Annotated in this window: 13 protein-coding genes; 6 read left to right on the forward strand and 7 right to left on the reverse strand. The window is 67.4% G+C overall.

What is annotated here, in order from left to right:
• Window positions 1-102: 4Fe-4S dicluster domain-containing protein (locus WS45_RS32830; RefSeq protein WP_146610023.1), on the forward strand; the 102-nt coding region annotated here is incomplete at its 5' end.
• A gap of 117 nt (window positions 103-219) precedes the next feature.
• Here the strand turns inward: WS45_RS32830 and WS45_RS01300 are convergent.
• The 3 genes from WS45_RS01300 to rbsK are packed head-to-tail and all read right to left on the reverse strand — an operon-like array spanning window position 220 to window position 3519.
• Window positions 220-1167, reverse strand: coding sequence for a dihydrodipicolinate synthase family protein (locus WS45_RS01300; RefSeq protein ID WP_059697753.1), 948 nt, complete (start codon window positions 1165-1167; stop codon window positions 220-222).
• 44 nt (window positions 1168-1211) lie between these two features.
• Window positions 1212-2531, reverse strand: coding sequence for an MFS transporter (locus tag WS45_RS01305; protein ID WP_059524173.1), 1320 nt, complete (start codon window positions 2529-2531; stop codon window positions 1212-1214).
• Window positions 2532-2589: 58 nt separating this feature from the next.
• Window positions 2590-3519, reverse strand: a complete 930-nt coding sequence (rbsK, locus tag WS45_RS01310; protein ID WP_059524171.1) for a ribokinase — start codon at window positions 3517-3519, stop codon at window positions 2590-2592.
• Between the two features lie 238 nt (window positions 3520-3757).
• Here rbsK and WS45_RS01315 point away from each other — a divergent pair, with 238 nt between their 5' ends.
• On the forward strand, window positions 3758-4828 hold the full coding sequence (locus WS45_RS01315) for a LacI family DNA-binding transcriptional regulator (protein WP_059697755.1): 1071 nt from the start codon (window positions 3758-3760) through the stop codon (window positions 4826-4828).
• Between the two features lie 69 nt (window positions 4829-4897).
• Here the strand turns inward: WS45_RS01315 and aroC are convergent, their stop codons facing one another.
• The 3 genes from aroC to WS45_RS01330 form a co-directional block, all read right to left on the reverse strand.
• A complete protein-coding gene (gene aroC / locus WS45_RS01320) occupies window positions 4898-5998 on the reverse strand; it encodes a chorismate synthase (protein WP_059524168.1) in 1101 nt (366 codons plus the stop codon).
• 199 nt (window positions 5999-6197) lie between these two features.
• Window positions 6198-8132 (reverse strand): MFS transporter, encoded by a 1935-nt coding sequence (locus WS45_RS01325; protein WP_059697757.1) that lies wholly within the window; start codon window positions 8130-8132, stop codon window positions 6198-6200.
• A 139-nt stretch (window positions 8133-8271) separates the two neighbouring features.
• Complete coding sequence (locus WS45_RS01330) at window positions 8272-8733, reverse strand: CBS domain-containing protein (protein ID WP_059524164.1); 462 nt, start codon at window positions 8731-8733, stop codon at window positions 8272-8274.
• Between the two features lie 158 nt (window positions 8734-8891).
• On the opposite strand from WS45_RS01330, the gene WS45_RS01335 reads away from it, so the two are divergent.
• A complete protein-coding gene (locus WS45_RS01335; protein ID WP_059524162.1) occupies window positions 8892-9209 on the forward strand; it encodes an Mpo1-like protein in 318 nt (105 codons plus the stop codon).
• An 18-nt stretch (window positions 9210-9227) separates the two neighbouring features.
• Here WS45_RS01335 and WS45_RS01340 read toward each other — a convergent pair whose 3' ends face one another.
• Window positions 9228-10559 carry a YihY family inner membrane protein gene (locus tag WS45_RS01340; protein ID WP_059697758.1) on the reverse strand — a complete coding sequence of 444 codons (1332 nt, stop codon included), beginning with the start codon at window positions 10557-10559 and terminating at the stop codon, window positions 9228-9230.
• Window positions 10560-10701: 142 nt separating this feature from the next.
• Between WS45_RS01340 and wrbA the strand changes: the two genes are divergently transcribed.
• The 3 genes from wrbA to WS45_RS01355 are packed head-to-tail and all read left to right on the forward strand — an operon-like array spanning window position 10702 to window position 13153.
• Window positions 10702-11322, forward strand: a complete 621-nt coding sequence (gene wrbA, locus WS45_RS01345) for an NAD(P)H:quinone oxidoreductase (protein ID WP_059697760.1) — start codon at window positions 10702-10704, stop codon at window positions 11320-11322.
• Window positions 11319-11711: a DUF2069 domain-containing protein gene (locus tag WS45_RS01350; RefSeq protein WP_059697762.1), complete on the forward strand. Its 393-nt coding sequence runs from the start codon at window positions 11319-11321 to the stop codon at window positions 11709-11711. The genes wrbA and WS45_RS01350 overlap by 4 nt, the downstream gene beginning before the upstream one ends.
• Before the next feature lie 20 nt (window positions 11712-11731).
• The gene (locus WS45_RS01355; protein WP_059697764.1) at window positions 11732-13153 is read left to right on the forward strand and encodes an FAD-binding oxidoreductase; all 1422 of its coding nucleotides are present in this window, start codon (window positions 11732-11734) and stop codon (window positions 13151-13153) included.
• The last annotated feature ends 20 nt before the right edge of the window (window positions 13154-13173 follow it).

Below are 13173 nucleotides of genomic sequence, written 5' to 3' on the forward strand. Positions count from 1 at the left end.
AACTGCGTGCACTGCAAGACCTGCGACATCAAGGACCCGACGCAGAACATCGTGTGGGTCACGCCGGAAGGCGGCGGCGGGCCGAATTACCCGAACATGTAACCTGCCGGAAAACGCCGCCTTGCGCGGCGTTTTTTTCGTCCCGTCGGCATTCGACGCCGCCCTGCCCGCCATCGGGCGCGCGATTGCCGCACCGAACCGCGCCCCGAACCGGCGGCGCTAGCGCGCCGCAATCCGCCGACGGAAATGCTCCGTGCCGGACACGATCTTGTCGAGCACCGCGTCGAGTGCCCAGAACCGCTCGCGCACGTCGTAGTCGATCGCGCGGCAGCGAATCGATCCGAACGTGCCGATCCGTTGATGGTAGATCTTCGCGAGCGCCGGGTAGCCAAGCGCTTCCGACACCGCCGAGAGCACCAGGAACGTCGACAACTCGTCGGCAAGCGCCGGATCAGAGTCGCCCTGCGTGCGCAGCCACCGATACAGATCGGGATGGAAGTTGGTGAACACGCCGTTGAAACCGGCGGAGCCCGCCTTCATCGCATCCCATGCGATCGCGGCGTTCGCATTCAGGATCTTCATCGGCGAGCCCGCGGCCAGCGCAACGCGCCGCTTCACCGTCTCCAGGTCGCAGCTCACGTCCTTCAACATCACGAAGCGGCCCGTGTCGATGCACGCGCGCAGTTCGTCATCGGACAGCAATCGCCGATAAGGCGCCGGACATTCATACAAGCCAAGCGGCAGATCCGTCGGCAATCGGGCGAGCAACTTGTGAAGATGATCGAGAAACGCGGCGCTGCCCTTGCGCTGTGGATCGAGGCGGTTGGTCACGAGCACGACGCCCTGCGCACCCGATTCCGCCGCGGCACACAGCTCGGCGACCTGCGCGTCCAGATCTTCGCTGACGTGCCCGGACGCGACGACAGGCACACGCCCCGCCACCCGCTCGACCACGAAACGCGCAAGTTCCGCACGTTCCGCGAGACTCAGGAATTGCATCTCGCTCGATTGCGCGACCGCGAACAGCGCATCCGAGCCGTGCGCCAGATACCATTCGATGAGTCGCTCGAGGCCCGCGTAGTCGATCGTGCCGGCATCGTCGAACGGCGTCAGCATCACCGGCACGATCCCTTCGATGGTCGTGCTCGCCTGCTGATGTGATTGCATCTGTTTCTCCTTCCTTCAGTGAATACAGGGGGTAGCCGGCCGCCTCAGGCCGGCAGCGCTCCGCGCGCGGCACTCGCGGACTGCTCGGGAATCGGCTTGCGCACCAGCAGCAGGTAAGCCATCGCGCCGGCGAAGGCGATTGCCGCCGCCGTCAGCAGCGCCGGCACGAACGACCACTTCTGCGCGATGACACCCGTCAGGATCGGCGCGAGCGCACCGCCGATGAAGCCGCCGAAATTCTGGATCGCGCCGAGCGATGCGACACGGCTCGGCGGTGCGGCCGCCGTCGCGAGCGCCCACGAACATGCCGATGCCGCATTGGCGAGAAAGATCACGACCGAAATGCATGCGAGCGCGACCGTATTGCTCTGCACGAGCGCAGCCGGAATCGTGAACGCGACCATCCCGAGCATCGCGACGACCACCGCATTGCGCCGGCTCACGACCGGCGAGCGGCTGCGGCGCGTCACCAGATCCGACAGCCAGCCGGCAACGAGCGAACCGACGAACCCGCACAGGAACGGCACCGATGCCGCAAACCCGGTGCGAATGAGGCTCATGTGACGCTCCATCGTCAGATATCCCGGCAGCCAGGTCAGGTAGACCCAGTTCAGATACACCGAACCGAAGAAGCCGATCAGCATGCCCCAGGTCGTGCCGTGCGAAAACAGGCTGCGCCAGTCGGCGAAGGTCAGCTTGGGGGCCGCGACGGTCGTCTGCGCATCGGCATCGAGATACCCTCGTTCCGCCGCGGTCAATTGCGCACGCGCCGGATCGCGATACGACGCAAACCAGACGACGGCGACCACGAGACCAAGTGCCCCCGTGATGAAGAACGCCCAGCGCCAGTTGAACGACGCGACGAGCACCGACAGCAGCAACGGCGCGAGCGCGGTACCGAGCGGCGATGCCGCGTTGAAGATCCCGGTCGGCGTACCGCGTGCGCGCAACGGAAACCAGTTGCTCACCACCCGCGCCGCCGACGGGAACTGCGGCGCCTCGCCGATGCCGAGCACGATGCGCGCGACGATGAACCAGCCGAAGGTGGACACGAGGCCGCCCGCCATCTGCGCGAACGACCAGACGATCAGCCCGATGCCGAGCAGCCGGCGCGGCCCGATGCGATCGACGAGCCCGCCGACCGGAAACTGGCACAGCGCATAGCTCCACGAGAACGCCGACAGCAGCAACCCCATCTGCGAGAGCGACAGCCCGAGATCGTTCCGGATTGCCGAACTCGCGACGGCCAGCGTGCCGCGATCGAGATAGTTGACGATTCCGCTCGCCATCAGCAGCGCGAGCGCGATACGTTGTCCGCGCCGGATACGTGGCGGCGCAGTCGGAACAGCCTGGTCTTCGTTCATTTCGATTGTCTCCATGTCATAGGCGGGTGTCTGCCCGCGCCTTCCGTCGTCGCGGAATCTATACCGTCATGCGCTCCACTTCCTCGCGTGTCGGAATCGACGTCTGCGCGCCATGGCGCGTGACGCTGATCGCGGCAGCACGCTGGCCGAACGCGATCGCGTCGTCCATCGACGCACCGCTCGCCCGGGCGGCCGCGAATCCGCCGACGAAGGTGTCGCCGGCCGCCGTCGTATCGACGGCGACCACCGCCATGGCCCGATGGCGGCCATTCCCCGCGCTGCCGCGCCAGCAGACGCCGCGCGCGCCCAGCGTGACCAGCACGTTGCCGACGCCTTTCGCGCGCAGCGCCTCGGCGGCGCGCACCGCCGAGGCGTCGTCGCCGACGGCGATGCCGGTCAGCGACTCCGCTTCCGTTTCGTTGACGACGAGGTAGTCGATCCGCGCCAGCAATGCGTCGAACAGCGGCCGTGCAGGCGCCGGATTGAGCAGCACCGGCGTGCGATGCGCGATCGCACTGCCGATCGCGCGCGCGACGGTCTCGATCGGCACCTCGAGCTGGCACACCATCAGCGCCGCACCGGCGATCGCGTCGCGCGCTTCGTCGATCAATTCGGCATCGAGGCGCGCGTTCGCACCGGGCACGACCACGATGCTGTTCGCCCCGTGCGCATCGACCGTGATCGTCGCGACGCCGCTTGCCTCGCCGTCGATCCGGTGCAGGTGCGTCACGTCGATGCGTTCGGCCGCCAGCGCGTCGTGCAGGCGCGCCCCGAACGCGTCGTCGCCGACGCAGCCGATCATCGCGACCGATGCCCCCAGACGGGCCGCTGCCACCGCCTGGTTCGCCCCCTTGCCGCCGTGAACGGTCCGGAACGTCGTGCCGAGCAGCGTTTCGCCCGGCACGGGCAGCCGTGGCGCATGCGTGACGAGGTCGACGTTGATGCTGCCGACGACCGCGATTCGAGGGGACTTTGCGTGGCTCTTCATTAAATGTAACCGCTTACATTCGCGACAAACAAAATAGCCGGAGCGGCCATCGTCGACGAAAATTTCACAATGCGGATGCAATCTGTGTCTGACATAATACGGAGTGGCATCAAGATAGCGCTTACATTCGCACAGGCGTCGCCGGGAATGCAAGCGGGACCACGATGAATCGAGGGTAAACGATGGCGTTTTTGACCACGCGCGGCGTCTGCGACGCAGCCGCGCCCGAGGATGACCGATGAGTATGCCCCCATCCAGCGGCGGCACGGCTCGCGCACGCCGCGGCAGCGGCCGATCGGTGCTCGGGGATGTCGCGAAACTCGCCGGCGTGTCGACCGCGACCGTTTCGCGTGTCTACAACGACCCCGGCAAGGTCTCGGCCGACGTGCAGCAGCGCGTGCGCGACGCGGCACGCGCACTGAACTGGATTCCCAACGCGGCCGGCCGCGCACTCGCCTCCACGCGCACCCACATCACGGGTGCGATCATCCCGACGCTCGACGACCAGGTGTTCGCGTCGCAGGTAGCGGGCATGCAGGCGGTCATGGCCGAGCACGGCATCACGCTGTTCCTGGGCTGCTCGAATTACGACCCGGCCCAGGCGCTCGCGCAGGTGCGCGCGATGCTGTCGCGCGGCGTCGAAGCCGTGTCGCTGGTCGGCGAAGCCTATCCGCCGGAAGTGTTCGAACTGCTCGATCTGCATCGGGTGCCGTATGTCGTCACCTATGCTTACCGCGACGACAGCCCGCACTGCTGCATCGGCTTCGACAACCGTGCGGCATTCGCGCGACTGACCACGCACCTGCTCGACCTCGGGCATCGCGATTTCGCGATCATCATGCAGCCTTCGGCGGACAACGACCGTGTGCAGGCCCGCCTGCGCGGCATCCACGACACGCTCGCCGCGCGCGGGCTCGCGGTCCGTCCGATCCACCAGCATGAGGGCCCGGCCACGATCGCGTTCGGGCGCGCGAGCCTGCGCGCGATCGCCGACAGCGGGGCGACGCGCCCGACGGCCGTGATCTGCGGCAACGACGCACTCGCGCTCGGCGCCCTGCTGGAAGCGCAGGCCATCGGCCTCGACGTGCCGTCGCAATTGTCGATCACCGGCTTCGACGATGTCGCGCTGGCTCGCGAAATCCGGCCTGCGCTGACGACGATGTGGGTCGACACCGATGCGATCGGCCGCAAGGCCGCCCGCGCGTTGCTCGATGCACTCGAGCACGGCGAAACCGGGCCCGGTTACGCGATACTGCCGGAGCTGCGGGTGCGCGAATCGGCCGCGCCGCCGAATTCGGCGGCTCAATGAAAACGGGGCGCCTCAGGCGCCCCGTTTCGCATCGAATCGATCGAGCCGGCGCATGCCGGCCCCGCTGCCTCAGGTCGCGCTGCCCGCGATCTTCGGCGTCGGCGTCTCGACGTCGCCGCACTGCGCGCGATGGCGCAGCGCATGGTCGATCAGCACCAGCGCGAGCATCGACTCGGCGATCGGCGTCGCGCGAATGCCGACGCACGGGTCGTGGCGACCGAAGGTTTCGACCGTCGCCTCTTCGCCGGACTTCGTGATCGAACGGCGCGGCGTGCGGATGCTCGACGTCGGCTTGATCGCGATCGACACGGTGATGTCCTGTCCCGTCGAGATCCCGCCGAGCACGCCGCCCGCATGGTTGCCGACGAAGCCGGCCGGCGTCAGTTCGTCGCCGTGCACCGAGCCGCGCTGCGCGACGCTGTCGAAGCCCGCGCCGATCTCGACGCCCTTCACCGCGTTGATGCTCATCATCGCCTTCGCGATGTCCGCGTCGAGCCGGTCGAATACCGGCTCGCCCCAGCCGACCGGCACGCCGGACGCAACGACGTCGATGCGCGCGCCGATCGAATCGCCGTCCTTGCGCAGCGCGTCCATGTAGGCTTCCAGCTCCGGAACGACCGCCGCGTTCGGCGAAAAGAACGGGTTCTCGCGAACGTGCGACCAGTCGACGAACGGCACGTCGATCTCGCCGAGACCGCTCATGTAGCCGCGCACCTCGACGCCGAAACGCTCGCGCAGCCATTTCTTAGCGACCGCGCCCGCGCCGACGATCGGCGCGGTCAGGCGCGCGGACGATCGGCCGCCGCCGCGGTAGTCGCGGATGCCGTATTTCTGCCAGTAGGTGTAGTCGGCATGGCCGGGTCGGAACGTCTCGACGATGTTGCCGTAGTCCTTGCTGCGCTGGTCGGTGTTGCGGATCAGCAGCGCGATCGGCGTGCCGGTCGTCACGCCTTCGAACACGCCGGACAGGATCTCGACCTCGTCGGCCTCCTGGCGCTGCGTCACGTGCCGCGACGTGCCGGGCTTGCGGCGATCGAGTTCGATCTGGATGTCGGCTTCGGTCAGCCCCATTCCCGGCGGGCAGCCGTCGATCACGCAGCCGATCGCGGGACCGTGCGATTCGCCGAAGGTCGTGACAGTGAAAAGCGTGCCGAGGGTATTGCCGGACATGATGGAACCGCCCAAAGAGAATTGGACAAACCGATGCGCTGCCTGGACCGCTGGCAGGCCGATCGTTTGCCGGTCGAGAAAAAGAAGTAAACCGCTATTATGCCAGCCGTCCCGTGCCCGCGGGCCGCGTGAACCGTTCAGACCACACGGGCCGGCCGCGCGGGCGGCCCGGCGCGATGCCGCCCCGACCCGCCCCTGCTCACTTTCGCGCGCCGCGCAACTCGGTCACCGCGGCTTGCAACGCCTCGGGCGTCGCGACCGAGGCCGGGATCGGCTCGCCGACCGCGAGCGTCAGCCGGCTCATCACGCCGCGCTTGATGGGTCGCGGCATACGCGCATCGGTATGACGAGAGAAATAGCTGCCCCACAGCCCGCGCAACGCCATCGGAATCACGGGCGCCGGCGTACGGCTCAGGATTTCGGTGATGCCGTGGTGGAACGTGTTGATGTCGCCCGTCTTGGTCAGCTTGCCTTCCGGGAAGATGCACACGAGTTCTCCATCCTTCAGCGCGGCCTCGCACGCGTCGTACGCACGTGCCAGCATGTCGGGATCCTCGTGGCGCGGCGCGATCGGAATCGCCTTTGCATGCCGGAACACCCAGCTCGCGAAGCGTGTCTTGAAGATCCGGTGATCCATCACGAACCGGATCGGCCGCGGGCTCGCGGCCGCCAGCACGAGCGCATCGACGTAGCTCACGTGGTTGCATACGAGCACGGCCGCACCCTCTTCCGGGATCCGCTCCGCATGCACGAGGCGAATCCGGTAGAACGTGTGCACCAGCACCCACGCGACGAAGCGCAGCAGGAACTCCGGAACGAGCAGGTAGATGTACGTCGCGACCACGACGTTCAACAGCGCGGTGACGAGGAACAGGCCCGGGATGTCGACGCCGGCCTTGGTCAGCCCCATCGCCATCAGGGCCGACAGGATCATGAACAGCGCATTCAGGATGTTGTTCGCGGCGATGATCCGCGCACGATGGGTCGGCGCGCTGCGACTCTGGATCAGCGCATACAGCGGCACGCTGTAAAAGCCGCCGAACATCGCGAGCAGGAACAGGTCGGCCAGGATGCGCCAGTGGCGCGCGCCGGCCAGGAATTCCCCGACCGACAGCAGATGCCCGGGCGACGGCAGCGCGCGGCTCGCGAAATACAACTCGATCGCGAACACGCTGATGCCGATCGAGCCGAGCGGCACGAGGCCGATCTCGACGCGCCGCTGCGACAGCCGCTCGCACAGCAGCGAGCCGAGGCCGATCCCGACCGAGAACGTCGCGAGCAGGACCGTGACGACGTCGGGGCTCGCGGACAGCACGTCCTTCGCGAAATTGAAGAACGACGTGAGGAACGTCGCACCGACGAACCACAGCCACGAGATGCCGAGCAGGCTCAGGAACACGGTGCGATTCTGTCGCGCGAGCCCGAGGTTGCGCCACGTCTCGCTGAACGGGTTCCAGTTGATCACGAGATCGGGCTGCGGCGCCGGCGTCGGTGGCACGCGCTGCGCGACGAGCCGTCCCGCGAGCGCGATGACGACGACGCTGACGGCCAGCACACGTTCACCGTTGCCTTCGATGCTCGCGGCCGCGCCGCCGATGATCGTGCCGATCAGGATCGCGATGAACGTGCCCATCTCGACGAGGCCGTTGCCGCCGACCAGTTCGTGGTCGCCGAGATGCTGCGGCAGATACGAATACTTGACGGGGCCGAACAGCGTCGAGTGCATCCCCATCATGAACGTGCACAGATACAGCAGCGTCGCGCTGTGCGTGACGAAGCCGGCCGCGCCGACCAGCATCAGCACGATCTCGAAGGTCTTCACGAAGCGCGTGAGCGTCGCCTTGTCGTATTTGTCGGCGATCTGGCCGGAGGTGGCCGAGAACAGCACGAACGGCAGAATGAAGATCGCGGAAATCAGGAACGCGGCCGTCTTCGCGTCGACGCCGGAGAAACGCGCGGTGTGATAGGTGACGAGCGAGGTGAATCCGATCTTGAACACGTTGTCGTTCAGCGCCCCGAGGAACTGGGTCGTGAAGAACGGTGCGAAACGGCGCTGACGCAACAGGTCGAACTGCGACGCGTGGGCGCGCCGTACGCCGCGCGACGCGGAAGAGACTTGCGTGTGATCGCTCATGCGGAATACGCGCGCATCGTCTGGGCGAAGCTGCGCGGGCCTTGTGTTGTTGTCGAAAAAACGGCGGCGCAGGCTGAACCTGCGCCGCCGTGCGCCGAGTGGCAGCGCCCGCGCGTCATGGCACCGGGCGCGACATGTTTCACGGCTTCTGCGCTTCGGCTTCCGATTCGGATTCCGGCCAGTCGCGGATGTATGCCTTCAGCATCCGGTTCTCGAAGCTTTGCGCCTCGACGACCGTCTTCGCGACGTCGTAGAACGAGATGACGCCCATCAGCACCTTCTTGTCGAGCACCGGCATGTAGCGCGCGTGGCGCTCGAGCATCATCCGGCGCACTTCGTTGACGTCGGTTTCCGGCGTGCACGTGAGCGGCTCGTCCATCACCTTGCGCACCTGCACGTCGCCGATCGCGCCGCCGTTCACGTGGAGGCGCAGGATGATCTCGCGGAACGTCAGCATCCCGACGAGATCGCCGTACTCCATCACGACGAGCGAACCGATATCGTGTTCGGCCATCGTATCGACCGCTTCGCGCAGCGGCTTATCGGGCGTCACCGTAAACAGCGTGTTGCCCTTCACTTTCAGAATATCGCTGACGCGCATCGTAGTCCCCTCATGCTTGAATGCAAATCCGCTTTCGATCCTATCGGAAAGCCTGTCAAAAGGAAAGCGCGGGCCCGCGCGGCGCGGCCGCCCCCGCTTGCGGACGCGAGCCGCCCGCCGCACAATGACCCCATCGACAGCGGCCCGAGGAGACGGCCATGGCGCATACGCATACGGACCAATTCGCCAGCTTCGCTGACTTCTACCCGTATTACCTGAACGAACATCAGAACCTCACGTCGCGGCGGCTGCACTTCATCGGCTCGCTCGGCGTGATCGGCTGCGTCGCGATGGCGATCGCGACGGGCCACTGGCCATGGCTGCCGGCGGCGGTCGTGTGCGGCTACGGATTCGCGTGGGTCGGACACTTCTTCTTCGAGAAGAACCGCCCCGCCACGTTCCGGCACCCGATCTACAGCCTGATGGGCGACTGGGTGATGTTCAAGGACATCTGCACCGGGAAGATCCCGCTGTAACGTCCGCCCGGCGGCGCGTCACGCCGTTTTCGGCGGCCGCGCGTGCGGGTCGGGCGCCCCGCCGGGCACAGGCCCCGGCACGGTCTCCGCCGGCGGCACGCCGGTGAGCCGGTGCTCGGCGATCAGCGACGCAAGCGATACGTCGAACCGGTCGTTCGACAGCACCTCGAGCAATGCCGCCCCTTCGACGTGGCTGCGGCGGCGCTGGAGCTGGTAGGTCAGTTCCGTGCGGTCGATCACCAGCACGTCGAACAGCTGAGCCAGCGTCAGGTGCTCCGGATTCGCCAGCAGGATGTAGGTCGGCGCGAGTTCGCCGCTTTCCAGCCGCGCGATCCATTCCCGCTCCTCCATCGTCAGCAGCAGCCGCTGCGCGGTTTCCATGTCGCAGCGCAACATGGTCGCGAGCCGCATCGCCGTATAGCCCGCCTTGCCGACCGCACGCGCCTCGGCCAGTCTCGCCAGCAGTTCGAGCGCGTCGAGCAGGTCGCTGCCCGGATAGTGGATGCGATGGAACTGGCCGACGCGAATCGCCGGCAGCGCGGACGCCACCATCGCGCCGAGCAGCGCGATGAACCAGCTCAGGTACACCCACAACAGGAACACCGGCAGCGCCGCGAACGCGCCATATACGGCCGTATAAGTCGGAATGCGCCGCACGTAATAACCGAAGCCGCGCTTCGCGAGCTCGAACGCGATGGCCGCGAACAGCCCGCCGATCACCGCGTCGCGCCATGCGACCGTGCAGTTCGGCAAGTACACGTACAGCAACGTGAACGCGAGCACGGTCAGCGGCAGCGACACGAATGCGAGCAGCCATTCGACGATCGACGTCGACGGCGCGGCGCCGGTGAACGCCAGCGACTGCGTAAACAGGTACGACGAGATCGACAGGCTCACGCCGAACAGCAAGGGCCCGAGCGTGATCAGCGCCCAGTACGCGAGCACGCGCTGCGCGAACGGCCGCGGCTTACGCACCCGCCAGATCAGGTTGAACGCGGACTCGATCGTCATCATCGTCATCACCGACGTGACGACGAGCGCGATCAGGCCGGCCGTCGTCAGCCCCTTGGCCTTCGACGCGAACTGGTTCAGGTACTTGAAGATCTGGACGTTGAACTGCGCGGGCATCAGGTGATCCGCGAGGAACCCCTGCAGCGAGATCTGGAACGATGCGAACATCGGGAACGCGGTGAACAGCGCGAACGCGACCGTCACGAGCGGCACGAGTGCCAGCATCGTCGTGAACGTGAGGCTGCCCGCCACTTGCGGGATGCGATCCTCGGCGCTGCGCCGGGCCGCGAACTGCGCGAGGCGCTTGAGGGTGTCGAGATCGACGCTCAACTTCGGCAAACGGCTTCTCCTTCTCGATGGCGCGCGCGATGGCGCGCCGCCGCCGCGCTGCGCGACGACTTCAGCCCCTATAATAGCCGCTCGATCCAGCAGGGGCCGACTGCACCGGGCATGCGCGCGGCCGCACGCGGCTCCGTCGCCCATGAAAGACATTCTCGTCCTCTATTACAGCCGTCACGGCGCCACGCGCGATCTCGCGCTCGCGATCGCGAACGGCATCGACAGCGTGCCCGGCATGCAGGCCCGCATCCGCACGGTGCCGCCTGTCTCGACGGTCTGCGAAGCCACCGCCCCGGACATCCCCGACGACGGCCCGCCCTACGCGGAACTCCGCGACCTCGAGGAATGCGCGGGCCTCGCGCTCGGCTCGCCGACCCGCTTCGGCAACATGGCGGCCTCGCTCAAGTATTTCCTCGACGGCACGACCCCGCAATGGCTGTCTGGCGCGCTGACCGGCAAGCCGGCCTGCGTGTTCACGTCGACCGGCAGCCTGCACGGCGGCCAGGAATCGACGCTGCTGTCGATGATGCTGCCGCTGCTGCATCACGGGATGATGATCGTCGGGATCCCGTACACGGAGTCCGCGCTCAGCACGACGCGCACTGGCGGCACGCCTTACGGCGCATCGCACGTGTCGCAGCACGATCGCAGCGCGACCGACGGGCTGTCGGCCGACGAAAAGGCGCTCGCGGCCGCGCTCGGCGTGCGGCTCGCCCGCGCCGCGGCGGCCCTGTCCGCCGCGCAGGCCACCGAAGCCGCATGAACATGCCCGCCCGCCCCGCCGTCGCCGCCCGGCCGCGCTACGCGCTGGCCGCGGCCACGTGCCTCGTCGCGCTGATCGCGCTGTCGCTCGCGTGGGAACTGTGGCTCGCGCCGCTGCGCCCGGGCGGCTCGGCGCTGATGCTCAAGGCCGTGCCGCTCGCGCTCGCGCTGCCCGGCGTGTGGCGGCGTAACATCTATACGATGCAGTGGGCGAGCATGCTGATCCTCGTCTATTTCGCCGAAGGCATCGTGCGCGGCATGTCCGACCGCGGGTTGTCCGCAACGCTCGGCTGGTGCGAGACCGCCCTCGCCGTCGGCTTCTTCGTGGCAGCGCTTGCGTACGTCGCGCCGTTCAAGCGCGCGGCGAAGCGGCAGCGCGCCGCGTCCTGACCCTTACGCGACCGAACGTGATGATTTCTTCCGATGCCTTCGTATCCGCCTGCCGCGACGCGATCGGCGCCACCTACGTGCTGACCGATCCGCACGACACCGAGCCGTTCCTGACCGACTGGCGCCGCCGCTACAAAGGCAGCGCGTGCGCGGTGCTCAAACCGGCCGATACGGCCGAAGTCGCCGCGCTCGTCCGGCTCGCGAACACGCATGGCGTCGCGCTCGTGCCGCAGGGCGGCAACACGGGCCTCGCCGGCGGTGCGACGCCTGACGCGAGCGGCGACCAGGCCGTGCTGAGCCTCGCGCGCCTGAACCGCGTGCGCGCGCTCGATCCGCACAACAACACCATCACGGTCGAAGCCGGCGTGATCCTCGCCGACGTGCAGGCACGCGCCCGCGAAGGCGGCCGGCTGTTCGCGCTGAGCCTCGCCGCCGAAGGCAGCTGCACGATCGGCGGCAACCTGTCGACCAACGCGGGCGGCACCGCGGTGCTGCGCTACGGCAACGCGCGCGAGCTGTGCCTCGGGCTCGAGGTCGTGACGGCGCAGGGCGAGATCTGGGACGGCCTGCGCGGCCTGCGCAAGGACAACACGGGCTACGACCTGCGCGACCTGTTCATCGGCGCCGAGGGCACGCTCGGCATCATCACGGCCGCGGTGATGAAGCTGCATCCGCTGCCGGCCGCGCAGGTCACCGCGCTGGCCGCGCTCGAGTCGCCGCACGCGGCGCTCGACTTCCTCGCGCTCGCGCAGCGCGCGGCCGGCCCGCTGCTGACCGGCTTCGAGCTGATGTCCGATTTCTGCATGCAGCTCGTCGGCAAGCACTATCCGCAACTGCGCTATCCGTTCGACCGCACGCATGCGCAGACGGTGCTGCTCGAACTGTCGGACAACGAGAGCGAAACGCATGCGCGCGCGCTGTTCGAAAAACTGATGGAAGAAGCATTCGAGGCCGGGCTCGTGGTCGACGCGGTGGTCGCGGAAAATCTCGCGCAGTCGCGCGCGTTCTGGGACCTGCGCGAACACATCCCGCTCGCGCAGGCCGACGAGGGACTGAACATCAAGCACGACATCGCGGTGCCGATTTCGTCGATCGCGTGCTTCATCGACGAAACCGACGCGGCGATCCAGCAGGCTGCGCCCGGCGCGCGGATGGTCACGTTCGGCCACCTCGGCGACGGCAACCTGCACTACAACGTGCAGACGCCCGAAGGCGGCGACCCGAAGGCGTTCCTCGCGGAATTCCAGAAACCGATCAATCGCATCGTCTACGACAACGTGCACCGCCACCACGGCACGATCAGCGCGGAGCACGGGATCGGCCAGTTGAAGATCGACGACGCCCAGCGCTACAAGTCGCCGGTCGAAACGGCGCTCATGCGCACGCTGAAGACCGCGCTCGACCCGCGCGGGCTGATGAATCCCGGCAAGGTCCTGCGCTGAAGCCCCCCACCCCGGAGCGA

The organism is Burkholderia sp. RF2-non_BP3 (genome assembly GCF_001522185.1).
GTDB classification, from domain to species: domain Bacteria; phylum Pseudomonadota; class Gammaproteobacteria; order Burkholderiales; family Burkholderiaceae; genus Burkholderia; species Burkholderia diffusa.